The following is a 25,510-nucleotide window of genomic DNA, read 5'->3' on the forward strand; positions in this document are numbered from 1 at the left end:
ACCAGTCTTAATTTTCAGGTTCAAGCATGATCGTTGCCAAAGGCGGCAGCGTAATCGAGCAGGTGATGTTGCCGCCGGCATCGACGGCCTGCACGCGCCCGCCATTGCCCTTGCCGCTGCCGCCGTAGATATCGGCATCGGTATTCAGAATCTCCCGCCAGCGGCCCGCCAGGGGCAGGCGGATGGAATAATTCTCGCGATAGACGGGCGTGAAGTTGGTTATGACGGCGACCGGCTTCTGGCCCGGCGCCTTGCGCAGCCAGGCGAAGACGGAATTCTCGCGGTCGTCGGCGACCAGCCATTCGAAGCCGTCGCCCTCGCAGTCACGCTCATGCAGCGCCGGCTTGCTGCGGTAGGTGAAATTCAGATCACGCACCAGACGGCGCATGCCTTCATGCATACGGTATTGCAACAGGTTCCAGTCGAGCGACTTCGCCTCGCTCCATTCGCTCCACTGGGCGAATTCCTGCCCCATGAACAACAGCTTTTTGCCGGGATAGCCCCACATATAGGCGTAATAAGCGCGCAGATTGGCGAATTTCTGCCAATCGTCACCCGGCATCTTGGCAATCAGCGAGCCTTTTCCATGGACGACCTCGTCATGCGATAGCGGCAGGACGAAATTTTCCGAATAGGCATAGAGCAGGCCGAAGGTGAGCTCGTTGTGATGGTGCCGGCGGTGTACCGGATCGCGTTTCATGTAGCTCAGCGTGTCGTGCATGAAGCCCATGTTCCACTTGAAGCCGAAGCCGAGGCCGCCTTCGTGGACGGGCTGCGAGACCTTCGGCCATGAGGTCGATTCCTCGGCGATGGTCATGACATTGGGATGCTGGCCATAGATGCGGATATTGAGGTCCTGCAGAAAGCGGACAGCTTCGAGGTTCTCGTTGCCGCCATATTCGTTCGGGATCCATTCGCCGTGTTTGCGGGAATAATCGAGATAGAGCATCGACGCGACGGCATCGACGCGCAGGCCGTCGAGATGGAACTTCTCGGCCCAATAGAGGGCGTTGTTGACGAGATAGGAAACGACCTCGGTGCGGCCGAAATTATAGATTGCCGTGTTCCAGTCGGGATGGAAGCCCTTGCGCGGGTCTTCGTGCTCGTAGAGCGCCGTGCCGTCGAACCAGCCGAGGCCATGCTCGTCGGTCGGGAAATGCGCCGGCACCCAGTCGAGGATGACGCCGATGCCGACCTTGTGGCAGCCGTTGACGAAACGGGCAAAACCCTCCGGCTCGCCGAAGCGGGCGGTCGGTGCGTAGAGGCCGGTCGTCTGGTAGCCCCAGGAGGGATCGTAGGGATGCTCGGTGATCGGCAGGAATTCGATATGGGTGAAGCCCATGTCGACGCAATAGGGAATGAGGCTCGAGGCGAGCTCGTCCCAGGAAAGCATGGTGCCGTCCTGCCGGCGCTGCCAGGAGGCGGCATGCACTTCATAGATCGAGATCGGCTGGCGGCGCTTGTCGGTCTCGCGCCAATGCTTCAGATGGGCCTCGTCCTCCCAAACCTGCTCCAGTTCGGCGGCGGCGACCGAGGCGGTCTTCGGCCTCAGCTCGCTACGCCGGGCGAACGGATCGGCTTTCAGCGGCAGCAAGACGCCGTCATGGCCGCGGATCTCGAATTTGTAGGCGACGCCGATCGGCACATCAGGGGCAAAGATCTCCCAGATGCCGCTGTCGGCGCGCAGCCGCATGACGTGCTGGCGACCGTCCCAATTGTTGAAATCGCCAACGACCGAGACGCGCTGCGCATTCGGGGCCCAGACGGCGAAGTGTATGCCTTGGGCGCCGTCGTGGCGAATGAGGTGGGCGCCCATCTTGTCGAACAGACGCAGGTGCGAGCCTTCGCGGGCGAAATAATCGTCCATCGGCCCGAGCACCGGCCCGAAGCTGTAGGGGTCGGTGACGGCCCATTCGGCATCGCCGCGCCGGGCGCGGTAGCGCACCGGCTGCAGCCTGGTCAATGAGACCGGGCCGGCGAAGAAGCCGTCAGCATGCAGCTGCTTCAGTTCGCCGATGACGCCGCCGTCGAGCGTCATGGCGGTCACGTCTTCGGCGCCCGGGATGAAGCAGCGGGCGACCAAGGCGTCGCCGGCCTGGTGCACGCCTAGAACGGCAAAGGGATTGGAATGCGAGCCGGCCAGGATCGCCTTGATTTCATCTGCCGAAATTTCCCAGGAAAGCTTTACTTCAGGGAGTGTTTTCGGCGTTTTCATCCGGCTCTCCAGATTTCGTCTGCATATTGCCTGATCGTGCGGTCGGAAGAGAACCAGCCCATCCGCGCCGTATTGTTGATCGTCTTGGTGTACCAGGCGGACTGATTGATCCAGATCTGGTCGACGTCGCGCTGAGCCTGGGCATAGGCGTCGAAATCGGCGGCGACCATGAACCAGTCGTGCGAATAGATGCCGTCGATCAGCGCCGCATAGCGGTTGCGGTCGTCGGGCGAGAAGACGCCGGAGCCGATGGCGGCAAGCGCCTGCGAAAGTTCGCGAGAGCCCTCGATGATGGCGCGGGGATTGTGGCCGTCGCTGCGGACCTTGGCGACCTCGTCGGCCCTGAGGCCGAAGATGACGATGTTGTCTTCGCCGACATTGTCGCGCATCTCGACATTGGCGCCGTCGAGCGTGCCGATCGTCAGCGCCCCGTTGAGGCCGAACTTCATGTTGCCGGTGCCGGATGCCTCCATGCCGGCGGTCGAGATCTGCTCGGAGAGATCGGCGGCCGGAACCATGACCTCGGCGAGCGAGACGTTGTAGTTCGGCACGAAGACGACCTTAAGTAGGCCGCGCACCGATGGATCGTTGTTGATGGTGCGGGCGACGTCGTTGATCAGCTTGATGATGAGCTTGGCGTTGTAGTAGCTTGGCGCCGCCTTGCCGGCGAAGAGTTTGACGCGCGGCACCCAGTCCATTTCAGGATGCGAGCGGATCTGGTCATAGAGCGCGACGGCTTCGATGATGTTCAGAAGTTGGCGCTTATATTCGTGGATGCGCTTGATCTGGATGTCGAACATGGCCGACGGATCGAGCTTTACGCCCATGCGGCTGGCGACGAGATTGGAGAGCCCCACCTTGTTGGCCCGCTTTATCGCTGCGAACTTCTGCTGAAAGCCCGGATCGGAAGCATGCGCCTCGAGCGGGCGCAGCTTTTCGGCATCATCGAGGAACTCGTCGCCGATTGCCTCGCGGATCAGGCCGGTGAGGCCGGGATTGCACTGCTGCAGCCAGCGGCGCGGCGTGATGCCGTTGGTCTTGTTGTTGATGCGGTCGGGATAGAGCTTGTGCAGGTCGGCAAAGACCGTGACCTTCATCAGATCGGTGTGCAACGCCGAGACGCCGTTGATAGAATGGGAGCCGATGAATGCGAGATTGCCCATGCGCACGCGCCGTTCGCCGCTTTCCTCGATCAGCGAGATCGAGCGGATTTCGCTGTCGGAAAAGTTCTTGGTCTTGCGCACATCAAGCAGGATCTTGGCGTTGATCGCATAAACGATTTGCATATGGCGCGGCAGCAGGCGCTCGAACAGCGGCACCGGCCAGCTTTCCAGCGCTTCGGGCAGAAGCGTGTGATTTGTATAGGAGAAAGTGTGGCGGGTGATCTCCCAGGCCTGTTCGAAATCCATGCCGTGCACGTCGCAGAGCAGACGCACGAGTTCGGCGACGGAGACGGCCGGATGGGTGTCGTTCAGCTGGATTGCCACCTTATCAGGCAGCGAGGTGAAATCGTCATATTGCTGCAGGTGGCGGCGCAGGATGTCTTGCAGCGAAGCGGAGGAGAAGAAGAACTCCTGGCGCAGGCGCAATTCCTGGCCCGCCGGCGTTGCGTCGGCGGGATAGAGAACCCGGGTCAGGCTTTCGGCCTTGTTGCTTTCGCGCAGGGCGCCGATGTGGTCGCCGGCGTTGAAGGCATCGAGGAGGATCGGGTCGATCGGCTGCGCCGACCACAGGCGCAGCGTGTTGACGCGTTTGCCGCGCCAGCCGACCGCCGGCGTGTCGAAGGCTGCGGCGATGACGCGCTCGGCCGGCTTCCAGACGTAGCGCGGCTGGTCGTCATGGGTGGTGATGAATTCGACGGAACCGCCAAAGCCGATTTCATAAGAGCTCTCGCGGCGCTCGAACTCCCACGGGTTGCCGTGGGCAAGCCAGTTTTCAGGCAGTTCTACCTGCCAACCATCGGCCAGCTGCTGGCGAAAGAGGCCATGGACATAGCGGATACCGTAGCCATAGGCCGGGACGTTGACCGTCGCCATGCTCTCCATGAAACAGGCGGCGAGACGCCCGAGGCCGCCATTGCCGAGAGCGGCATCCGGCTCGAGGCCGGCAATGACATTGACATCGACGCCGAGCGAGGCGAGCGCATCGCGCACCTCTTCCATCAGGCCGAGGTTCGAGATGGCATCGCGCATCAGGCGGCCGATCAGGAATTCGAGAGATAGATAATAAACGCGCTTGGCGCCCGTCGCATAGACCTCGCGGGTGGAGGCCATCCACTTGTCGATGATGCGGTCGCGCACCACCAGAATAGTCGCCGTCAACCAGTCATGCGGCTTTGCCACCTTGGCGTCCTTGCCGATGCGGTAGGTCAAACGTTCGATGATTTCTTCAGCGAGAATTTCCGGCCTTGAACTGCGGGGAGCGGGAGAAGGGATAACCGGCTTGGAAACGGTGTTCATGGTCAGATCTCGCCAATTTTAATTTGGTTTCAGGGTGTTATGCCTGATTTAATCGATTTGTCGCTTGCGCGGACCACAGTTTATGCATCGTTAGGAAGCACTTGCAACAAAGGATTTGGGCAAACGAAAAATTTGCGAAACCTTCATATTCACGGGGTTCAAAGGGATTGAATACAAACGTTTTTCCCGACAGATGGATGGGGTAGCGATAGCGAAAGGCCGCGCCGGTTTGTTCCGGCGCGGCTCTTTTGGTCGGCTCTCGGTTGGCAGGATCGTCAGTTCGTCAGGCGCGTCACTTGAGTGGACGCCTTCGCTCCGATCGCTTTGAATGCGGCGAAAAGGTCTTCCATTTTTTCCGCCTGGAAATAGTGCGAGGCATCTGAGGCGCAATACTGCAGCAGCGCTTGTCCGCCCGGGGGCGCCATGAAGCCGATCGTATAGATCTCGATGCCCTTGGACTTGGCAGTGTCGCATGTCGCCTTGGTCAGCGTGTCATATGAACGGCCGCCGCTGCTGTCGTTGTTATTGTCGCCGTCCGTCATGAAGACGATGTACTTCTGCGGTATCTGCCCGCTCTTCAGCTTGTGGGCGGAGTCTTCGGCGTCGTTCCCCGCAGCATTCTTTGCCGTCAGGGACAAATAGGCGGTGCTCATAGCGCCGCTGGAATTCGTGCCGCCTCCCGCCTGAAGCGCATTGACATAGCTCGAAACACCAATAGTTCCCCAGGCGAGACTGCTGGGTGCGTATTGAACGATATCGTAAGATACCGCGCCGGTGCGGACGTATTGGGCGTTGGGATCGGCGCCGCTCAACTGGACGAAGAGATTGCCGGCGGCCATCTTCAGCGCTTCTATTTTTGTATAGTAGTTTGCGCGGCTGCCGGTGCAGGTGTCCCAGACCTCCTTGCCCTTTTTGTTATAGTGAGGATTGCAGGGGTAGGTATAGGATTCCGTGGGATCCTCCTCGTTGACGGTCCCCGTGTCTTCTCCCATCGATCCTGATTTATCGAGCGCCAGATACATCGAGATGGAGCCCTGGCCCTGGGTCTGGGAATGGCCGCCGCCGATCGTCGTGCCTGATGTCGAAAGGTGTTGCGTGGTGAAGCCGACCGCCTGCATCAGCGGATTGACTGTCAGGTCGAAACTCGGCGAAACCGTTACCTGGTAGGATGTCGAGTTTCCCGATGTGTTTGTCTGCACGCTAACGCCCGTCGCGCTTTTAATATCGACGCCGCTTTGCAGATAATTCGCCATTTGCCCGGCGACGAAATTCCGCGCGTAGGCCTCGGCCTCAGAGGTCTGGATCTTGCCATTCGCCAGCGCGGTGGCGGTCGCAAGCGCCGCCGAGTCGGCGGCTTCCTGCAGTTGCTGCTTGGAGAGCAGCATATCGCCGACGTGGACCGCCATGCCGGCGGCACCGAGAAGAACCGGCGCCAAAATCGCCGTCATGATACCGAAATTACCGCCTCGATCGCTGAACATGCGTCGCAGGCAGGGATGCAAAAAGAAGGTGCTCATCATGTTCACCCAACTGGAAACCCTGTCAGGTGATTAACGCATGCTGGTTCTTTACGCCGTCCTTACGGCGTCAATATAATTTTAACGAATCGGCGGTTTTTTCCAGTTTTGGGATTGGCTTATTTCAGCGGGATCACGTCGACCGCCTGGACGGCGCGCTGGCCGCCATAGCTTTTCAACACGCCGATAACGGGGACGACGTCGGAATAATCGCGGCCATAGGCGACGACGATGTGGTCGGTGCCGGTTGATATGTCGTTGGTCGGGTCGAGCTCGATCCAGCCGATCGTCTCGCCGCACCAGATCCTGACCCAGGCATGCATGGCATCGGCCCCTTCCAGCCGTTCCTTGCCGGGCGGCGGTATGGTGCGCAGGAAACCGGATACGTAACCGGCCGGAATGCCGAGACTTCGGAGCGCCAGGATCATGATGTGGGTAAAATCCTGGCAGACGCCGCGCTTCAGCTTGAAAGCCTCGAGCGGCGTGGTATCGACCGTCGTCGCGTCGGGATCGTAGGTGAAATCCTTGTTGATGCGGGTGCAGAGCGCATGAGCGATCTGCATCGCCGTCAGATCGGGCTTGGCGCAGCTTCGTGCATAGTCGGCGATCTCGCGCGTCTGCATCAGGCGCGGGCTTTCGCCGAGAAAGTGGTGCGGCGAATCCGGCGCCAGCGACCAGATGCCTGCTATTTCCTCGGGCAGATCGGCAAGCAGCGGCGAGAAATCGGCGGCGATCGGCTGGCTTTCGACCTGCACGCGGGCCTGCATGCGAATGTCGAGCGCCTCGTGCGGCGCGCGCAGCATGAAGGCGGTGGCGGAGTGTTGAAAGAAATCGACGAAATGCGACTGCTCGTCCGGCGTCGGCGAAATCGTGATCGAGCCGGCGACCAGGCGTTGCCGGTTGGTCAGCGACAGCGGCATCAGGCGCATGATGTGGCGAGCGCCGGAGGCCGGCACGTCGTAGCTGTAACCCATGCGGAGCGAGAGGTCGTAAAGCACTGCCGTCACCCGAGATAGGTCTGGGCGAGCAGGTCGGAAAGCTGCTCCAATTCGCGTTCGAACCGCTGATAGACCTCAGGCCCCATGCCCTCCGGCGTCATCACCGCCAGGCCGGAATGAAGCCGCATCGCCTCGCGGTAGAAGGGCGACATCTGGCCGTTGATCAGGGCATTCGGCAATTGCTCGACCTCGTGGTGGATCTCGTTCACCTGGAAGAGCACCGAGCGCGGGTTGAGCGGATCGAGCGCCAGCAGATCGGTAACCGTCAGCCGCGCCGTATTGACGTTGTAGCGACGGCGGTGGGTCATGACGCTGTCGCCGATCTCGAGCAGCATGTCGAGCGCGCCGTCGGGCGCTTCCGGGCCGGACATGTGGCCGAGCAGGCGGGTCATGTGCAGGCCGCGCTCGATATAGCGGCCGAGCGAGAGGAAGCGCCAGCCCATGAAGCGGTACATGTTCTCGTGCACGAGGCCGGCAAAACCGGCGAGCTTGCGCAGAAGAATGGTCATCGCGTGGCTGGCGTCGTCGCCGGCAGTGACGGTGACGCGGAAACGGCGGGCCGTCTTGGCGAGATCGTTGAGCGCCAGCCAGCCATCCGGCGAGAAACGGTCGCGAATGTTGCTTGCCGAATAAACCGCGCTGTCGATGTTGCGCAACAGCGTTTCCGGCACTGCCTCGGCAGTATCGATATCGACGGCGGCGAGATAGGCGGAGACATCAGCGAGCAGCGGCTGGCTCGGATCGGCGACCTCGGCATAACGCGAGTGCCAGGCGCGCAAGATGCGCAACGCCCCTTCGGCGCGTTCGATGTAGCGGCCGAGCCAGAACAGGTTGTCGGCTGCCCGGCTCGGAAGGCTGCCCGGCATGTTGCGGGTGAAGCTGCCTTCGGCCGGCAGCAGCGTGTGACGCTCGACGGGCTTGTCGCTGACAATCCAGACATCGGCGGCTGCGCCGCCAGACTGCATGGCGATCGCCGCGACATCGGCACCGGAGCCGATGCGGGCAAAACCGCCGGGCATGATTTGCCAGCCATTGGCGGTGCGGGCAGCGAAGACGCGCAGCGACATCGGCCGCGGCACCAGCTTGCCGTCCACCCAGGCGGGCGTCGTCGAGAGTGTGACGACCTCCTGTCCCACAAGCTTGGGGCCGTCCGAACTCAGCCAGTCGGTGATGGAATCCCTGGCGGTCGCCCGCAGCGACGAGCCGAGCACGGATTCGCCGTCGTCGTCGAAGAAGGGCGCCCGGGAATAGGCCGGGCCGATCACCATCTTCTCGATATTCTTGGCGACGTGCTCGCGTTCTTCCTCCTGGCCGCACCACCAGGTCGCAATCGAGGGCAGCCGCAGATCCTGCCCGAGCAGACGGCGGCAGATGATCGGCATGAAGGCCAGAAGCGCCCGGGTTTCGAGAATGCCGGTGCCGAGCGCATTGACGATGGTGACGCTTTCGGTGCGCAAGGCTTCGACGAGGCCGGGTGTGCCGATATGCGAATTCTGGTTTAATTCCAGCGGGTCGGCGAAGGCGGAATCGAGACGGCGCCAGAGCACGCCGATCGGCTTCAGGCCGGCGACGGTGCGCACCATGACGCGGCCTTTGACCACGGTCAGATCCTCGCCCTCCAGCAGCATGAAGCCGAGATAACGGGCGATGTAAGCGTGTTCGTAATAGGTCTCGTTGGCCGGGCCCGGTGTCAGCACAGCGATGCGGTCGTCGCCGGAATGTTTCATGCCCTGCAGCGCATCTCGGAAGGCGCCGAAGAAGGAGGCGAGGCGGTGGACCGGGGTTTCGGCGTAGATATCCGAGAAGGCACGGGTGGTGGCGACGCGGCTTTCCAGCGCGAAACCGGCGCCCGACGGCGCCTGCGTCCTGTCGGCGAGAACCCACCAGTTACCGTCAGGGCCGCGGCCGATCTCGAAAGCGCAGAAATGCAGATAGTGGCCGGATGCCGGTCTGATGCCGGAGAGCGGGCGCTGGAATTCGGGATTGGCGGCGATCAGCGCCGGCGGCAGGACGCCTTCCTTCACCAGCCGGTTGTCGCCATAGATATCGGCGACGATCGCTTCCAACAAATCGGCGCGCTGGACGAGGCCCGCCGACAGCGCCTGCCATTCGCGCTCATCGATCAGCACCGGGATATGCGAGATCGGCCAGGCGCGCTCGCCGGTGCCCTTGCTGCCATAGGCGCGGTAGAAGACGCCGGCATCCCTGAGATAGCGGTCGGCGCGAGCGAAACGTTCGGTGAGATCCTTTTCCGGCATTGCGCCGAGATGCGAGAGGAAACGCTGCCAGACGGGGCGGACGACGCCATTATTGTCGACCATCTCGTCGGCAGTGCCGGGAAGCGGCGCATAGTCGAAGGCCGCATGCTTGCCGATGCGATCCTCTGCCTCGCCCCTGCGCTCCGCTGCAGGCCTTTTACCCATCAAAACTCACATCCCAACCCCGGCTCAAATTCCGACGGGCCGCCGCAGATCCAGCGTCAGCGGGAATTCAAGCGAACCCGTCTCGGCGCGCGGGATATAACCGCCTGCCGTATGTCCCCACGGTTCGAAGCGGGCGAGCCGCCTTGCTTCCGCCTCGTTGCCGTTGACCGGGAAGGTGTCATAGGTCCGGCCGCCCGGATGGGCAACATGATAGATGCAGCCGCCGATCGAACGCTTCGACCATGTATCATAAATGTCAAAAGTCAAAGGCGTGTTGACCGGCAGGACCGGATGCAGACCCGAAGCCGGCTGCCATGCCTTGTAGCGGACGCCAGCGACCGACACGCCTGCCGTGCCGGTCGGCGTCAGCGGCAGGGTGCGGCCGTTGCAAGTCACGGTGTAGCGGCTCGTATTGCTGGTCTCGAACCGCACCTGCAGGCGCTCGACGGAGGAGTCGACATAGCGGACGGTGCCGCCGACCGCGCCTTCCTCGCCCATGACATGCCAAGGCTCGAGCGCCTGGCGCAGTTCCAGCTTCGAGCCCTCGTATTCGACTTCGCCGCAGAAGGGGAAGCGGAATTCGAGCTGGGCCTTGAACCATTCCGGGCTGAGGTCGAAGCCGTTTTCGCGAAGGTCGGCGAGCACGTCGAGGAAATCGGCCCAGACGAAATGCGGCAGCATGAAACGGTCGTGCAGGGTCGTGCCCCAGCGAACGAATTTGCCGTCGACCGGGTTGACCCAAAAGCGGGCGATCAGCGCGCGCACCAGCAATTGCTGGGCAAGCGACATGCGTGCATTCGGCGGCATCTCGAAGCCGCGGAACTCGATGAGGCCGAGCCTGCCGGTCGGGCCGTCGGGCGAAAACAGCTTGTCGATGCAGATCTCGGCGCGGTGAGTGTTGCCGGTGACATCGGTCAACAGATTGCGGAACAGCCGGTCGACGAGCCAGGGCAGCGGCGGCTGGCCACGGCCGGGAGCCGCGATCTGCGCCATGGCGATCTCCAGCTCGTAGAGGGTGTCGTGGCGCGCTTCGTCGATGCGCGGCGCCTGGCTGGTCGGGCCAATGAACATGCCTGAGAAGAGGTAGGAGAGCGAGGGGTGGCGCTGCCAGTGGAGGACGACGCTCTTCAACAGATCCGGACGGCGCAGGAAGGGGCTGTTGTTCGGATTGGCTGCTCCGACGACGACATGGTTGCCGCCGCCGGTGCCGGTGTGGCGGCCGTCGATCATGAACTTGTCGGCGCCGAGCCGGGTGGCGCGCGCCTCTTCGTAGACCGCCGTGGTGATGTCGACGCATTCCCTCCAGTTCGAGGCCGGATGAATGTTGACCTCGATGACGCCGGGATCGGGAGCGACGCGGATGACGTTGATGCGCTCGTCCTGCGGTGGCGGATAACCTTCAATATGGACGGGGAGCTTGAGTTCGGCGGCGGCGTTTTCGGCCGCGGCGATCAGCTCGAGATAATCCTCGATGCGCTCGACCGGTGGCATGAAGACGCAGAGCCTGCCGTCGCGCGGCTCGACCGACATGGCGGTGCGCACCGCGCCGCCGATCTCAAGCGTCTGTTCGATCCGGCTGCGATTACTCTCGCCGGCCTGGAAGGAGGCTTCCGGCATGGCGCGGCCGGCCGGTACGAAAACGTCGGGCAGCGGCTCGCGCGGGATCGTCGGATCGGCGGGATGGATATAGGGATAGCGTGCCGGGGGGACATAGGGCAGAGCGCCGAGCGGCAGGCGGTAGCCGATCGGGCTGTCGCCCGGCACAAGGAAGATTTTGCCGCGGCGGGTGCGCCATTTCTCGCTGACCCAGACCCGGCTTTCAGCGGCCCTGGCGTTCCATGCCTGGACCGGAAGGATGTAGCCTGTGGGGACGGTGAGGCCACGATCGAAGACCCGGGCGATGCGGTTGCGTTCCTCGGGATCCTTCAGCTTCGAATTTGTCGGATCGACGTTTTCGGGAAGATTGCCTTCCTTGATGATCCAGTCGGCCGGATCCTCAAAGGCCGGCTGCACCATGTCGGGCTTGATCGCCAGTTCTCTTGCAATCGCCGTCAGCAGCTGTTCGGCATCTTCGGCCGCAACACCGGTATCCTTGCCTTCGGCGGCGACCAGATCGAGGTTCTGCCAGATCGGCTTGCCATCGCGGCGCCAGTAGAGCGAGAAGGTCCAGCGCGGCAGGCTTTCGCCCGGATACCATTTTCCCTGGCCGTAATGCAGGAAGCCACCGGGGGCGAAGCGCTCCTGCAGCCGGCGGATCAGGCTGTCGGCCTTTTCACGCTTGGTCGGGCCGACAGCGTCGGTATTCCATTCGGCCGACTGGAAATCGTCGATCGAGACGAAGGTCGGCTCGCCGCCCATCGTCAGGTGTACGTCCTCTGCTTCGAGGACGTGGTCGACCTTCTCGCCGAGCTCGTTGAGCTCGTCCCAGCTTTCATCGGAGAAGGGCTTGGTGATGCGCGGGTGTTCGGCGACGCGCGAGACCTTCATGTCGAAAGCGAATTCGGTGCCGGCCTCGCCGAAGTAACCGCCGGAGATCGGCGCGGCATTGCGGTAATGCGGCGTGGCGGCCAGCGGGATGTGGCTTTCGCCGGTCAGGAGGCCGGAGGTCGGGTCGAGGCCGACCCAGCCCGCGCCCGGTAGATAAACTTCCGCCCAGGCATGCAGATCGGTGAAATCGACTTCGGTGCCGGAGGGGCCGTCGAGCGCCTTCAGATCCGGGGTCAGCTGGATGAGGTAACCGGAGACGAAGCGGGCGGCAAGGCCGAGATGGCGAAGGATCTGGACGAGCAGCCAGCTGGTGTCACGGCAGGAGCCTTTGGCGCTTTCCAGCGTCTCCTCCGGCGTCTGCACGCCGGCTTCCATGCGGATGACATAGCCGATCTGGCGCTGCAGGCGGGCGTTCAAACCGACGACCATATCGATCGTCGCCTGGCCCGGCGACCAATCGAGCGTCGGCAGCAACGCCTTCAGGCGCGGGCCGGCTGGCTCGGGCGTCATGTAGATCGACAGATCCTCGCGGATCGTTTCAGGATAATCGAAGGGCCACTTGGTCGCTTCCTCTTCGACGAAGAAGTCGAACGGGTTGTAGACCGTCATGTCGGCGACGAGATCGACCTCGATCTTGAACTCCGTCACCGGATCGGGAAAGACGTAGCGGGCGAGATAATTGCCGTAGGGATCCTGCTGCAGATTGACGAAATGGTTGGAAGGCGTGACCTTCAGCGAGTGGCTGAGCACCCGTGTCTTCGAATGCGAGGCCGGTTTCAACCGTATAATCTGGGGGCCGAGGCGGACCGGCTTGTCATAGATGTAATGCGTCAGGTGGTAGATGCTGGCTTTGATCGACATATTTCTCTTTTTATCCGGCGCGCATCGTCGTGCGGCTTGCTGTTCCCAAAACCAGTCTGTGCAATGCAGCGAAAGAAAGCAAGGTGCAATGGCCGGCGTGGCGATGGCTTTTACGGCGCCTTGGCAAAGGTGACGGCCACCTTCAGCCCGCTGCCGCTTGGTCCGGGCTTCAAAATCAGGACGGCATTGAAAAGATTGGCGATTTCCTCGACGATGGGAAGGCCGAGGCCGGCGCCGGGCGCGGCGGAATCATTGCCGCGGGAAAAACGGCGGCGCACCGCCTCCAGCTTCTCGCGCGGAATACCGGGGCCGTTGTCCTCGACTTCGAGGCGGATCGTCTCGGCGGCGGCGATGACGCGGACGGTGACTTCAGCCCCCTTTCCGGCATAGGCGATGGCATTGCCGGCAAGATTGCGCAGCATTTCGCCGATCAACAGCGGCTCGGCGCGGATCATTGCCGGGCTCTCGCCCTCGAAGCCGAGATCGATGCCGGCGACGGCAGCGGCCGGGATCTGTTCGCCGGTGATTTCCTGGGCGATGGCGGCGAGATCGATGGCGGAGGCGGTCAGCGCCTCCTTGGCGGTGGCTGCGTCGATCTTCGCCATCAGCAGAAGCTGGGCAAGAATGCGTTCGGCATGCGCGACGGCCTGATCGCCCTTCAGCGCCGCCGCCTGGGCTTCACCGAGCGAGCCGGCACGGACCGAAAGCGCAAGCTGGGTGCGAATGATCGCCAGCGGCGTGCGCAGCTGATGGCTGGCATTGCCGGTGAAATTGCGCAGGGCATCGAGCGCCGACTGCAGGCGGACCATGAAGGAATTGACCGTATCGACCAGCGGCTCGACCTCGCTCGGAACGGTCTGTTCGATCGGATGCAAATCGTCGGGATTGCGCTCGCCGATCGCGTCGCCGAGCTTGTAGAGCGGACGGAGCGCCATCGTCACCGAGATCCAGACGATGACCGCCGCTCCGGCGATCATGACGGCGAGGCGCAATGCCGAGCGCACGAGGATCGCCTGGGTCAACTGCCGGCGGGCGATCGTGGTTTCGGCGACCGTTACGACGAAGGGCACCGAGCGGATGCCGGTCGAGGCGGAACGTTCGAGCGTGGCGATGCGGATCGGCTCGCCGCGAAAAGTGTCGTCGGCGAAGGCGGCCGCACCGCTCGGCGTCTTCTGCAGGACCGGCAGAGCCTGGTAGCCGGTGATGAATTGGCCCGGTGGGCCGTCGACGCGGTAGAAGACACGGTCCTGCGCGGCCGAGGTCAGCATTTCGAGCGCCACATAAGGGATATCGACCTGCAGCGTGCCGTCTTCGGCGACGACGACGCGTTCGGCGATAGCGAGCGCCGAGCCGGCGAGAACACGGTCGGAGACGATGTTCGAAGTCTGCACAGCCTCGCGATAGGTGTCGGCAAGCGCCAGCATGCCGATGACGGCCGTGGAGACGAGCAGCCAGAAGAGCAGCCGGCGCCTGAGAGAATAGGCGGATTTCATGAAGCCTCGGGCAGCTTGTCGAGATAATAGCCGATGCCGCGGGCAGTCTTGACCGTCAGGCCGTGCGGCGAGAGGCGCTTTCTCAGCCGGCTGACATATTGTTCGATGGCGTTTGCGGAAATGTCATCATCGAAGGCCGTCAGCGACTGAATGATCGCCTCCTTGGCGACGACCTTGCCGGCCCGCATGAACAGGATTTCGAGCAGGCCAAGTTCTCGGGCGGGAATATCAAGAGGGGTGTCGCCTGATGAAAAGGTGCGGGAATTGAGGTCGAAAGAAATACCGCCGAAGCTGACCGTTGCCGAACGCAGCCCGGCCTGGCGGCGCAGCAGCACCCGTACGCGGGCCTCGAATTCGGCAATATCGAACGGTTTGATCAAATAATCGTCGGCGCCGAGATCGAGACCCTTCACCCGTTCTTCCGGTGTGCCGCGCGCCGTCAGGATCAGCACGGCTGCCTGATTCTGCCGGGCGCGCATGGCGCGCAGCACGTCGAGCCCGTCCATCTCGGGCAGATTGAGGTCGAGAATGACAAGATCGAAATTTTCCGCGGCGATGACGGCATTGGCGGAGGCCCCGTCATGGACGACATCGACGGCATGGCCTGTGCCGCGCAAGATCGCCGAGAGCCCGTCGGCCAGCGCGATATTGTCTTCAGTGAGCAGGATGCGCACGGATGTTCCCCTGTTTTTCAAGCGACGTTACAGGGGTGAAGACGGGTTGTCACAGCGATTTTGAAGATTGGTGAACGGGCCGGATGAGACCGATCTCAGCTGCCCGCCCGCTCCATCTCCTCGCGCTGAGTCATCGCGGCGGCGAGCAGCTTCTGGAAGCGCGGGTCGTCGCGGATGTTGTCGAGGTCGGAATCATTGTTGAACCATTTGATATGGTAGACGGAGCTGTGCGGCAGCAGCTTCTCCAAAAGGTCGATCGCCTGGTCGACATCGCCGAGGACGGAATAGACGCAGGCGAGATTATACTGGGCGACAATATCGTCGGGATCGATGGCGATCGCCCGCGCCGCCCAGTCGCGTGCACGTTTGACATCGCCGAGATGGGCAAGCGCCAGCGCGCCGCGATGGGCGGGGCCGGAATTTTCCGGATTGAGATTGAGCGCACGTTCGGCGCGCAGCAAGCCGAGGCGCGCCCAGTTTTCCCTGTCCACCCCGCGGCCGAGCGAATGGTAGGCGGCCATCAGATGGATCGGCGAGACATAGTCGTCAGGGCGGATTTCGGCGGCGCGGGTGAAATATTGAACGGATTCGGCAAAGTTTCCGTGCATGAAGAAGAACCGGGCATAATGGAAATTCGCCTCGAAGAGGTTCGGGTCGAGTGTCAGGGCTCGTTCGAAAGCCGCCGCAGCCCGATCGTCGTAGCCGCTCTGATGCAGGGCCAAGCCGTGCGAGGCATGGGCCTCCGGAAGATCCGGATCGAGCGCGAGCGCGCGGGCGCTCATCTCGAGGATGCGTCCCAGCGGCACATCGTCCGGCGCCCAGTCGCGGATCGCGGCGTCGCAATCGGCGATGCCGGCATAGGCGCGGGCATAATCCGGATCGAGCTCGACTGCCTTGCAGAACATGCGCCTGGCGAGCTGCAGATAGGATTTCGTCCAGGTGTGGGAAAGCTGGCGGCCCCGGAGATAATAGGTATAGGCCTCGACATTGGCCGTCGGCTCGTTGGCGATCGCCTTCTTTTCTTCCGGCAGCAGGCGCACCTTCAACTGGCCGACGATCGCATGGGTGATCTCGTCCTGGATGGCGAAGATGTCGGTGAGGTCGCGGTCGTAGCGCTCGGCCCAGAGATGATCGCCGTTGGCGGTATCGATCAGCTGGCCAGAGATGCGCACGCGCTTGTCGAAGATGCGCACACTGCCTTCGAGCACATAGCGCACGCCGAGTTCCTGGGCGAGCCGCTTCAACTTCACCGATATGCCCTTGTAGGTAAAGATCGTATTGCGCGGCACGACGTGCAGGCTGGAAATCTTGGAGAGATCGGTGATGATGTCTTCGGTGATGCCATCGGAGAAATAATCCTGGTCGGCGTCGCCGCTCATATTGGTGAAAGGCAACACCGCGATGAAGCAGGTATTGCGGTTCTGCGCGGTGAGCCTGGCGGAAGAGGGCGGCGTGAGGGTGACGGTATAGACCTGCACGGGCTGCCGGATGTTCTTGAGCATGTGTTCGCCGATAAATTCGAAGCCAAGATTGAGGCGCGAGCCGACCTGATCGCGCACCGAAGCCGACACGGCGATGCCGCCGGGCGCGGCGATACGCTCGAGTCTGGCGGCAAGATTGACGCCGTCGCCGAAGATGTCGCCGTTTTCGACGACAACGTCGCCGAGATTGATTCCGATACGGAATTCGACGCGCTCATCCTTAGGAACGTTCTCGTTGCGGGTCGACATGCTGCGCTGGATTTCGGCGGCGCAGGCGACCGCATTCACCACGCTCTGGAACTCGGCAAGGATGCCGTCGCCGGTGAGTTTGACGATCCGGCCCTTGTAGTCCGAAATCCTGATATCGACCAGCTCGCAGCGATGGCGGTTCAGCGCCTGCAGCGTGCCTGACTCATCGACGCCCATCAGTCGGCTGTAGCCGACGACATCCGCAGCGAGAATAGCGCTCAGTCGTCGTTCCATGACCCCTCCCATGGATCTTCCCAGAATAACCCAGCTTTTTATAGAGTTTTTGTCGCGCAGAGTCGTCCCCCGAAATAGAAATTCGGGCGGTTTCGACGGTTTGACGCGGTAGCGCACCCTATATCGTCGCCAATCTTCATCAATACTCTAAAAGGGTGAAGGATGGCCTCGATTGCTAATCCTTTGTGGTGAACAAGGGTGCGCGTCGGCGGAAACGAAATATACGGCTTGGTGAAAGCTTGCCGGTTGGCATCGAAAACCATTAGTGATCGAGTTGCGCCCGGCCTGATCGAGGGTCCCGCTCCGGCGCGCCCTTGCTCCCATCCGCACGCTCGGGCATTGTTGCGGCATGCGGAGTATTTTCATCTTACTGCTGGCGTTCTGGCCGGGTTTTGCCCTGGCTGATCAGGCCTTCTATCCGGCGAAATCGGGCAAGGCCGAGGCGCCGGTGCTGACCGTCTATTCCTCGCTCGACGAGCCGCTGGCGCAGCCAATGATCCGGGGTTTTCAGGAGGCCAATCCCGATGTCGCCGTCAGATACGAGGATATGCTGACCGGCGAAATCTATGACCGGATCGTCGGGGAGACGGATGCCGGCAAGAAGACTGCGGATTTTGCTTTCTCCTCGGCGATGGACCTGCAGGTGAAGCTTTCGAATGACGGCTATGCGCAGGTCAGCAATCTGCCTATGAGCGCCGCATGGCCGAAATGGGCGAATTGGCGCAACACCGCCTATGCGCTGACCTTCGAGCCGGCGGTCTTCGTCTATCACAAGCCGAGCTTCGCGCATGAGCCGGTGCCAAGCTCGCGGGCGGAATTCGTCGATTATCTGAAGCGCAAGGGCAATGCGGTCTATGGCCGGATCAGCACCTACGATATCGAGCGGTCCGGTGTCGGCTTTCTGTTCATGGCCCGCGACCAGGAGCAGTTCGGCGACATCTGGTCGGTGATCGGCGCGATGGGCGCGGCCGGCGTCAAGCTTTACTCGACGAGCTCGGCGATCCTCGAACGCATCGCCGACGGGCGCTTCGTGCTCGGCTACAATATCCTCGGCTCCTACGCCGCCGACTGGGCTTCGCGGCATCCCGATGTCGGGATCGTGCTGCCAAAGGACTATACGGTGGTGATGTCGCGGATCGGGCTGGTGCCGCAGGCGGCCGCCGAGCCGGAGCTCGGGCGTCGCTACCTTGCCTTTTTCATGTCGAAGGAGGGCCAGACGATCATGGCGCGCGAGCTGCAGATCCCCGCTGTCAGCCCCGAGGTGGCCGGCGAGAACACCGCCAATACGCTGCAGGAGCTGCTCGGCGCGCAACTTCGGTCAGTGCCTGTCAGCCCCGGGTTGATGGTCTATCTCGACCAGGTGAAGAGAGCGCGGCTGATCGCGCACTGGAACGAGGTCCTGCGGGCGCAGTGAAGGAAGGCGTGTTCTTTCGAAAAGCCAGGGTTGACAGGGGTTAAATGGCCTGTGGTCCCGCAAGCAATTCAGCTTTCCGGCTGTGGTTCGCCATATCAAGCTCGGTCCACAGGTCTGCGGCCTCAGTCAATCTCCTGAGCCGCGCGTAGAGATCGCAGCCCGGTTGACGATTTCCCCATTTCAGGCAGTCTTCAAATTTTTCGCGGCGCTCCTGCGCGCTCAGCGGGTCTTGCACTGAACCCTTTGCATGGAGACGTTGTCGGTGCAGCGTCGTCCCGTCCGACAGCCGCACGGTCACAATATGCGGCAACCGCTCATTTCCTCTTTCTTCGTCGGCTGAATAGGATTCCATCGTTATGCGTTTTGCCAGCATCCTCACATTCGCTCGCGAAACGGCAGAACGCGTGAAATCGCCAAGGCTGACGGATCCTTTCAGGAAGGCTGTCGCCAGACAGTATTGCATCGAGAAGCGGGCCTGCATCTCGTCTGCGGGCTCCGCATAGGCGAGGTTGCGAAAGGCGGAGACGCCGACCTTGGTGTCGATCGACACGATGTCGTCCGCCGTCAGTCCATAGTCTCGTTTAAGCTCGAGCAGCGCATCGATTGCCCGGTGGGTCGATGCGCAGCATGGATGTCGCTTGGTGACCAAGCCGCGTCTTTCGATGATATGGTCCGGCTCCGGTCGCAGATCGGTCCATGCCCGCGGGTCGTCTCCGCCAAAAAGATCCAGAAATCCCTGCGGCCTTTCCAGGATGTCGAGCCGGCCTCTGATGCCAGCGATGGCGAGCCGCGCCGCCTCAACCGCATTTCGGGCTGCAATGCCTGCATGAAGCGGCTTGGCCAGAGTACCGAACTGACCTTTGGGGCCGCAGGCGAGCGACGCTGCAAGGCTCATCGCCTGCGCCGTCTCCTCCTCGCCTGCGCCCAGCAACTCAGCCACGCCCGCAGCGGCGCCGATTGCGCCGACCGTCGCCGTTCCATGCCAGCCCCTGTTGTAATGCGAGGGATTGACGCCGAAACCCACGGCGGCCTGCGCGTCCAGGCCTGCAAGATATGCTCCGAGAAAAGCGCCGCCGCTTACCGGGCGACCTGCTGTAACCGTGGCCAGCAATGCAGGGACGAGGACCGCGGATGCATGGGCGCGGGCAGGATGGAAATTGTCGTCGAAATCCAGTGCATGCGCTGCAGTTCCATTGACGAGCGCGGCAATGGAGGTGGGCGCGCCGCCGCCGGCCACGAGCCAGGCGGTTCCTCCGCCTGCGATTTCGCTTGCGAAAGCCGTGGTTACGCCGGTGACGGCCGGATCTCCAGCGCCGGCGATCATGCAGCCAAAAGTATCGGCGACGGCATCGATTGCCCGTTCAATGGAAGTTTCAGAGAAATGCTTTCGGGATGAAAGCTGGGCCGCGATGCGCTGCAGAACGGTGGTCATTGACGAAACTCTTTCCATGGTCTTCGGTCGAGACTGGAAATTGTTCTGCTTTTGACAGCGCTGCAATCTTATGCAGTTCTCGAATAAGGCTACCGAGGAAAGTCATCACATGGTTAGGGCAGTCAGCGCAGGCATCAGCCTCAAGCATATCGAGGCCTATGACGCGATCGCGGCAACGGGATCGACGATCGCCGCCGCCCTGGAACTCGGCATTTCACAATCCAATGCCAGCCGGCTGCTGCAGCAGCTTGAAGACTATCTCGGCGTCCGTCTGTTCGAACGTGACAAGAACCGGTTGTCTCCGACCCGTGAAGGCCGGCAGCTCGGGCCGGATATCCGCGCTATTTCGGATCGGTTGCGGGAGCTGAAAACGGCGGCGGTGGAGTTGGAAAGCGGTCGTTCACGCGAGATGCTGCTGCGCCTTGCCTTCCCGGCCAGCCTGTCATCCACCGTGCTTCCCCACATGATCAAGGCCTTCTTCGGCGCCCATGGTCCGGTGCGCGTGGAGCTCGCTTCCGGCAGCTATCTGGCGATCGAGAGGATGGTGGCGGATGGAGAGGCCGATATCGGCTTCGCTCGCCTGCCGCTGGCGACGCCCGGACTGCGGCAGGAGAAACAGCTCTTCTCCCGCATCGTCTGCGCTCTTCATGCCGATCATCCATTGGCAAAACAGAGCGCTCTGACAATATCGGACCTTAAAGGGCAGGACCTCATCGTCCTCAACCGTGAGAGGCCTGTTCGGCACGAGCTGGAGGCACTTTTCTATCAGGGCGGCCTACGCCAGCGCCCGCTGCTCGAGGCACATTCAGTGGCCAGTGCATGTGCGCTGGCTGCCAATGGTTTGGGGATCGCCCTGGTGGGCGACATCATCGCGCGCGAATACGCGGCCCTGCCGCTGCGTTTCGTGCCATTGGCGCCGGAAGTGCCGGTGACCTATTGCCTCGTCAGCGGTGAGAAGTATCCCTTGGCCAAATCCGCAGGCCTCTTTCTGGAAAGCATCGCCGAGTGGCGCTGGGCCGCCGGTGCAGAGGATGCTTCACGATGAACATCAGACAGCTCGAGGTCTTGCGGACGCTGATGTCCACCGGATCGACCATTGCGACGGCCAAAGCAATGGGCCTCAGCCAGTCGGGGGTAAGCCGGCTCTTGCAGCAACTCGAGGCGGACTTGTCCATCGCACTTTTTGTGCGCGACAAGGGACGGCTGATCCCTACCCCCGAGGCGGCCATTCTGGCCCGGGATGCAGAGAATATCCTCTTGGCCGTGGACCGGATGTCCGGGCATGCCCAAGATCTTCGCAGCGGCGCTGCGGGGCCGGAAATCGTGCGGATCGGTCTGCCAAGCAGCATGTGGGAGAACTTCGCGCCGGCCATGCTGGTGGATTACGTGCGGGATTTCCCCAGCGTCCGGATCGAGACGTTTTTCGACACGACCATCGCCATCAACAAGCTGGTCGAGGAGCGTGTGCTCGATATCGGCTTCCTGCGTATGGAAGGGGAAATCGGCCTCGGCATTGAAGTCGAGCAGGTGGCGAGCGGGGAAAGCGTCTGCGTCATCCCGAGAGATCACCGGCTGGCAGAACTGGCGGAGATTTCCGCCAAAGACCTGCGCGACATACCGCTGATTCTGATCGGCCGACAAAGGCCCAATCGTATGGCGCTCGATCAGAGCTTCAAACAGGCAGGCGTGAAACAGATCGTCAAGATCGAAACCCATACGAACAGTTCTGCTTGTTCCTATGTCGCCCACGGCCTCGGTGTCACCATTATCAGCAGCTTCTACGCAAATCTCTATCGCCATCTCCCCGTCGTGCATCGCCCGTTCATTCCGCATGCACGTCAGCAGTTCGGGCTTGCACGTGCTGCAGGTGTTCCACTGTCGATTGCAGCTCAAGCCCTCAGCGACGCATTGAAACGGCAGATCAAGCTGTCGCAAAAAGACATATGAATCAGACCCTTGCTCCGCCAGGACTTGTGAGGCGCACCGTTTCTGTCAGCCTATCATTCTGCATAAACCTATGACGGTTACGCATAATATTGCGGAGATTTTTTCATTCCGTCATAGTCTCCCCTAACGAAACCGATGGCGGCGTAGGCTCTGCCGCCAATCGTGGGGAACACATGATACGCTTCATTCTTAACCGCCTGTTGATGGCATTGCCGACGATCGCCCTTGTGGCCGTCACTGTTTTCGCACTTATCCGACTGATCCCCGGCGATCCCGCCGCCCTGATGCTGGGTGACATGGCACAGCCTGACCAGGTGGCGGCGATGCGCATCGAGCTTGGGCTCGACAAATCGATGATTCAGCAATTCGTCATCTGGACCGGGAATGTTCTGCAGGGTGATTTCGGCCGTTCCATTGTCAATGGCGAGGCGGTGCTACCGCTTGTCGCTTCCCGCTTTATGGTCAGTGCCGAGATTGTCGTCATTGCCGTATTGCTGGCGAGCGTCATCGCAGTGCCCGCCGGCGTGATCGCGGCGTGGAGACAGAACAGTCTGACGGACCTGGCTCTGGTGGGCACGGCAACAGTACTGCTTTCCATTCCGACTTTTTGGCTTGGCCTCCTGCTGCTGCTGTTTTTCGGCCTGAAGCTCGGCTGGTTGCCGGTTCTCGGTTATGTCTCGGTCGGCGACAACATAGCCGGCGGAATGCTGTATCTGGTCCTGCCGATCATGACACTGGTGATCCATGAAATGGGCGTTCTGATCCGCATGGCGCGTGCTTCGACATTGGAAGTTCTGCGCCTGGATTACATTACGCATGCGCGGGCGAAAGGCCTTTCGGAAAGCGCGGTCCTCTGGCGCCATGCCTTCAAGAACGCGTTTGGCCCTACATGGACGGTTATCGGCCTGATCCTCGGCAATCTGCTTGGCGGCATCGCGGTGATCGAAACCGTCTTCACCATTCCGGGTCTTGGCCGTCTGATGGTCGATAGCATTTTTGCCCGTGATTACCCGGTCATCCAGGGGTGCCTGCTGTTCGTGGCGCTATCCTATGTTCTGGTCAATCTGGTGGTCGATCTCCTCTATCCCTTCTTCGATCCGCGGGTGGTTGCCGAATGAAAAAGTTCACTTTCAACGGCCTCATCGGCAGCATTTTGATTGCCAGCCTGCTGATCACCGCCGCAGTTGGTCTGTTCTGGACCCCGTATGATCCGATGAAACTCGGCTTTGCAGTAAGGCTTGCTGCTCCCGGCGGCGCTCATCTGCTCGGGACCGACGAGTTCGGGCGCGATGTACTCAGCCGCTTGATGGTCGGTGCGCGGGCCAGTGTATGGATCGGGACGCTGACCGTCGGTTTCGCGACCTTCTTCGGCACGTTGATCGGTGTTGTCAGTGGCTATGTTCGCGGCTGGGTCGATGGCGTCATCATGGCGATCAACAATGCGCTACTGGCATTCCCCGGCATTCTGCTGGCGTTGGGTCTGCTGGCTGTATTCGGCGCCAATCAATACGGCATCATCTTCGCACTCGGCATTGCCTACACGCCGTCCATGGCGCGGGTGGTGCGCGGCGCGGTTCTGTCGTTGCGGGAGCGGGAGTTCATCGAGGCCTCCAGGGTGATGGGCAACAGCGAGCTTTTCACGATGGTCCGCCACATCCTGCCCAATTGCCTTGCCCCGATCACCGTGCTTGCCACGTCGATGTTCGGTTGGGCCATTCTCTCGGAAAGCGCTCTGAGTTTCCTGGGTCTTGGCGTGCCGCCACCGGCGCCCACTTGGGGCAACATGCTGGCCGCTGGCCGCCCTTTCATCCAGCAGGCCGTGTGGCTCGGCCTATTTCCCGGCCTCTGCATCGCGCTGACGCTGCTCGGCATCAATCTTCTGGGCGATGCCCTTCGTGACAAGCTGGATCCGCGTATGAGGGGGCTGAAATGACCGGCGACACGCTTTTGAACGTTTGCGGTCTCTCGCTTGAGGTTGCAGGGACCGGCCTGCACGTCGTCAAGGACGTCGGCTTCGACATAGCGCCAGGCGAGATTGTCGGCATTGTCGGCGAGAGCGGCTCAGGCAAGACGCTGGCGACCCGCGCGCTGATATCGCTGCTGCCGGCGGCGGTCCGCGTGACTGGCGGAACGGTGCGCTACAAGGGCCGCGACGTGCTTTCAATGAGCAACAGCGATCTTCGCGCTATGCGGGGCCTGGAGATTGGTGTCGTATTCCAGGAACCGATGACGTCCCTCAATCCATCCATGACCATCGGCCGTCAGTTGGAGGAGGGGCTTTTGTTGCACACGAAGCTGGCGCCGGCAGAGCGGCGTGCGCGCATCCTCGACATGCTGAAGCGCGTCGGCATTCTCAACCCTGAAGGCGCCCTCACTTCCTACCCGCATGAGTTTTCCGGCGGCATGCGCCAGCGCATCATGCTGGCCTCCGTCATGCTGCTGAAGCCGGCATTGCTGATCGCCGACGAGCCGACCACGGCGCTGGATGCGGTGATCCAGCGCGACGTGATGGAGTTGATGGTCGATTTGACGACTGCGGAAGGGACGGCCGTCCTCCTGATCAGCCACGATCTGCCGATGGTTGCTCGATATACCGATCGCATCATCGTCATGGAGAAGGGGGCGATTGTAGAGCAGGGGAGAGCGGACGAACTCCTCGCGACGCCACAGCATCCCTACACATGCAAGCTCCTCTCCTCGCTTCCCTATCGCGGTGAAACGCGTGCCATCGACAAGAGCAAAGCGCCGATGGTGTCGGCGCAGAACATCGTCGTCGATTATCCCGGCCGCCGGTCGTTCCTGAAAAAGGGGCGGGGAAAGCGGGCCCTGCATGGCGTCAGCATCCATATCCACGAAGGCGAGGTGGTGGCGCTCGTCGGCGGCTCGGGTTCGGGCAAGACGACGCTCGGCCGCACGATCGCCGGCCTTGTCAAGGAAAGCGGCGGAACGATCAAATTCCAGGGCCGGTCCCGCGACGAAGATTGGAGGAACTACCGGCTGGATTGCCAGATGGTGTTCCAGGACCCCTATTCCTCGCTTGATCCGCGCATGACCATTCTCGCGCTTGTCGAAGAGGCCTTGCGTCTGGTGCCGAACCTGAACGGCGAGGGCAAGCGACGACGGGCCCTCGAAACGCTCGAGGAAGTGGGCCTGGGGAAAGACTATGCCAGCCGCTATCCGCATGAATTGTCAGGCGGCCAGCGGCAGCGCGTCGCCATTGCCCGCGCCATCGCGCGCCGGCCGAAATTCCTGATCGCCGACGAGCCGGTGTCAGCCCTCGATGTCACCGTCCGTGCACAGGTGCTCGACCTCTTCTCGGATCTGCAGAAACGCTACGGCTTTTCCTGCCTTTTCATCAGCCACGATCTTGGCGTGGTCGAGCAGGTGGCTGACCGCGTGGTGGTGATGCAGGAGGGCCGCATCGTCGAGCAAGGCGATCGCGGCGCGATCTTCGACAGCCCGAAGGAGCCCTACACGCGTCGTCTCCTCTCGGCCATCCCCGCGCTCGACCACAATGCAAGCGGTGGTGTCACACTCAAATGGCGTTTGGAGAATTAGCGTGGCGATCGTAACGACAACGGCTGATGCGGCCGAACAACTTCATGCAATCTGCGATGCACAGCCAT

16 protein-coding genes are annotated in these 25,510 nt (G+C 61.9%); 6 read left to right on the plus strand and 10 right to left on the minus strand.

What is annotated here, in order from left to right; all coding sequences use genetic code 11:
- Positions 1-7: 7 nt before the first annotated feature.
- The 9 genes from glgB to C4N04_RS09505 form a co-directional block, all read right to left on the minus strand.
- Entirely contained in the window at positions 8-2,215 is a 2,208-nt protein-coding gene (gene glgB, locus C4N04_RS09465; protein WP_077990695.1) for a 1,4-alpha-glucan branching protein GlgB, read from the minus strand.
- Positions 2,212-4,674 (minus strand): glycogen/starch/alpha-glucan phosphorylase, encoded by a 2,463-nt coding sequence (locus C4N04_RS09470; protein WP_106795927.1) that lies wholly within the window; start codon positions 4,672-4,674, stop codon positions 2,212-2,214. Before C4N04_RS09470 ends, glgB begins: the two co-directional genes overlap by 4 nt.
- 275 nt (positions 4,675-4,949) lie before the next feature.
- On the minus strand, positions 4,950-6,191 hold the full coding sequence (locus C4N04_RS09475; protein WP_106795928.1) for a TadE/TadG family type IV pilus assembly protein: 1,242 nt from the start codon (positions 6,189-6,191) through the stop codon (positions 4,950-4,952).
- Between the two features lie 119 nt (positions 6,192-6,310).
- Positions 6,311-7,198 (minus strand): transglutaminase family protein, encoded by an 888-nt coding sequence (locus C4N04_RS09480; RefSeq protein ID WP_106795929.1) that lies wholly within the window; start codon positions 7,196-7,198, stop codon positions 6,311-6,313.
- Positions 7,195-9,612 (minus strand): circularly permuted type 2 ATP-grasp protein, encoded by a 2,418-nt coding sequence (locus C4N04_RS09485; RefSeq protein WP_106795930.1) that lies wholly within the window; start codon positions 9,610-9,612, stop codon positions 7,195-7,197. Before C4N04_RS09485 ends, C4N04_RS09480 begins: the two co-directional genes overlap by 4 nt.
- Before the next feature lie 24 nt (positions 9,613-9,636).
- Positions 9,637-12,960, minus strand: a complete 3,324-nt coding sequence (locus C4N04_RS09490) for a transglutaminase family protein (protein ID WP_106795931.1) — start codon at positions 12,958-12,960, stop codon at positions 9,637-9,639.
- Positions 12,961-13,070: 110 nt separating this feature from the next.
- Entirely contained in the window at positions 13,071-14,453 is a 1,383-nt protein-coding gene (locus C4N04_RS09495; protein WP_106795932.1) for a sensor histidine kinase, read from the minus strand.
- Complete coding sequence (locus tag C4N04_RS09500; RefSeq protein ID WP_038691288.1) at positions 14,450-15,127, minus strand: response regulator transcription factor; 678 nt, start codon at positions 15,125-15,127, stop codon at positions 14,450-14,452. The genes C4N04_RS09495 and C4N04_RS09500 overlap by 4 nt, the downstream gene beginning before the upstream one ends.
- A 95-nt stretch (positions 15,128-15,222) precedes the next feature.
- The gene (locus C4N04_RS09505) at positions 15,223-17,091 is read right to left on the minus strand and encodes an adenylate/guanylate cyclase domain-containing protein (protein ID WP_077990683.1); all 1,869 of its coding nucleotides are present in this window, start codon (positions 17,089-17,091) and stop codon (positions 15,223-15,225) included.
- Positions 17,092-17,440: 349 nt separating this feature from the next.
- Here C4N04_RS09505 and C4N04_RS09510 point away from each other — a divergent pair, with 349 nt between their 5' ends.
- On the plus strand, positions 17,441-18,505 hold the full coding sequence (locus tag C4N04_RS09510) for an ABC transporter substrate-binding protein (RefSeq protein WP_106795933.1): 1,065 nt from the start codon (positions 17,441-17,443) through the stop codon (positions 18,503-18,505).
- 40 nt (positions 18,506-18,545) lie between these two features.
- Here C4N04_RS09510 and C4N04_RS09515 read toward each other — a convergent pair whose 3' ends face one another.
- Positions 18,546-19,937, minus strand: a complete 1,392-nt coding sequence (locus C4N04_RS09515) for an MmgE/PrpD family protein (protein ID WP_009994636.1) — start codon at positions 19,935-19,937, stop codon at positions 18,546-18,548.
- 70 nt (positions 19,938-20,007) lie between these two features.
- Between C4N04_RS09515 and C4N04_RS09520 the strand changes: the two genes are divergently transcribed.
- The 5 genes from C4N04_RS09520 to C4N04_RS09540 all read left to right on the plus strand — a co-directional run bounded on the left by C4N04_RS09520 (position 20,008) and on the right by C4N04_RS09540 (position 25,442).
- Entirely contained in the window at positions 20,008-20,982 is a 975-nt protein-coding gene (locus C4N04_RS09520) for a LysR family transcriptional regulator (RefSeq protein WP_348628313.1), read from the plus strand.
- The gene (locus C4N04_RS09525) at positions 20,979-21,884 is read left to right on the plus strand and encodes a LysR family transcriptional regulator (protein ID WP_106795935.1); all 906 of its coding nucleotides are present in this window, start codon (positions 20,979-20,981) and stop codon (positions 21,882-21,884) included. Before C4N04_RS09520 ends, C4N04_RS09525 begins: the two co-directional genes overlap by 4 nt.
- 173 nt (positions 21,885-22,057) lie before the next feature.
- The gene (locus C4N04_RS09530; protein WP_009995199.1) at positions 22,058-23,002 is read left to right on the plus strand and encodes an ABC transporter permease; all 945 of its coding nucleotides are present in this window, start codon (positions 22,058-22,060) and stop codon (positions 23,000-23,002) included.
- Entirely contained in the window at positions 22,999-23,817 is an 819-nt protein-coding gene (locus C4N04_RS09535; protein ID WP_077990679.1) for an ABC transporter permease, read from the plus strand. Before C4N04_RS09530 ends, C4N04_RS09535 begins: the two co-directional genes overlap by 4 nt.
- Positions 23,814-25,442, plus strand: coding sequence for an ABC transporter ATP-binding protein (locus C4N04_RS09540; RefSeq protein WP_077990678.1), 1,629 nt, complete (start codon positions 23,814-23,816; stop codon positions 25,440-25,442). The genes C4N04_RS09535 and C4N04_RS09540 overlap by 4 nt, the downstream gene beginning before the upstream one ends.
- Positions 25,443-25,510: the final 68 nt, after the last annotated feature.

This window comes from Rhizobium sp. H4 (assembly GCF_003013335.1).
GTDB classification, from domain to species: Bacteria; Pseudomonadota; Alphaproteobacteria; order Rhizobiales; family Rhizobiaceae; genus Rhizobium; species Rhizobium sophoriradicis.

Coding starts and splice junctions, on each gene's coding strand:
- C4N04_RS09520 (WP_348628313.1), top strand. CDS start 20,008: ATGCAGTTCTCGAATAAGGCTACCGAGGAAAGTCATCACATGGTTAGG.
- C4N04_RS09475 (WP_106795928.1), bottom strand. CDS start 6,191: ATGAGCACCTTCTTTTTGCATCCCTGCCTGCGACGCATGTTCAGCGAT.
- glgB (WP_077990695.1), bottom strand. CDS start 2,215: ATGAAAACGCCGAAAACACTCCCTGAAGTAAAGCTTTCCTGGGAAATT.
- C4N04_RS09485 (WP_106795930.1), bottom strand. CDS start 9,612: ATGGGTAAAAGGCCTGCAGCGGAGCGCAGGGGCGAGGCAGAGGATCGC.
- C4N04_RS09505 (WP_077990683.1), bottom strand. CDS start 17,091: ATGGAACGACGACTGAGCGCTATTCTCGCTGCGGATGTCGTCGGCTAC.
- C4N04_RS09490 (WP_106795931.1), bottom strand. CDS start 12,960: ATGTCGATCAAAGCCAGCATCTACCACCTGACGCATTACATCTATGAC.
- C4N04_RS09515 (WP_009994636.1), bottom strand. CDS start 19,937: ATGACCACCGTTCTGCAGCGCATCGCGGCCCAGCTTTCATCCCGAAAG.
- C4N04_RS09470 (WP_106795927.1), bottom strand. CDS start 4,674: ATGAACACCGTTTCCAAGCCGGTTATCCCTTCTCCCGCTCCCCGCAGT.
- C4N04_RS09530 (WP_009995199.1), top strand. CDS start 22,058: ATGATACGCTTCATTCTTAACCGCCTGTTGATGGCATTGCCGACGATC.
- C4N04_RS09540 (WP_077990678.1), top strand. CDS start 23,814: ATGACCGGCGACACGCTTTTGAACGTTTGCGGTCTCTCGCTTGAGGTT.
- C4N04_RS09510 (WP_106795933.1), top strand. CDS start 17,441: ATGCGGAGTATTTTCATCTTACTGCTGGCGTTCTGGCCGGGTTTTGCC.
- C4N04_RS09525 (WP_106795935.1), top strand. CDS start 20,979: ATGAACATCAGACAGCTCGAGGTCTTGCGGACGCTGATGTCCACCGGA.
- C4N04_RS09495 (WP_106795932.1), bottom strand. CDS start 14,453: ATGAAATCCGCCTATTCTCTCAGGCGCCGGCTGCTCTTCTGGCTGCTC.
- C4N04_RS09535 (WP_077990679.1), top strand. CDS start 22,999: ATGAAAAAGTTCACTTTCAACGGCCTCATCGGCAGCATTTTGATTGCC.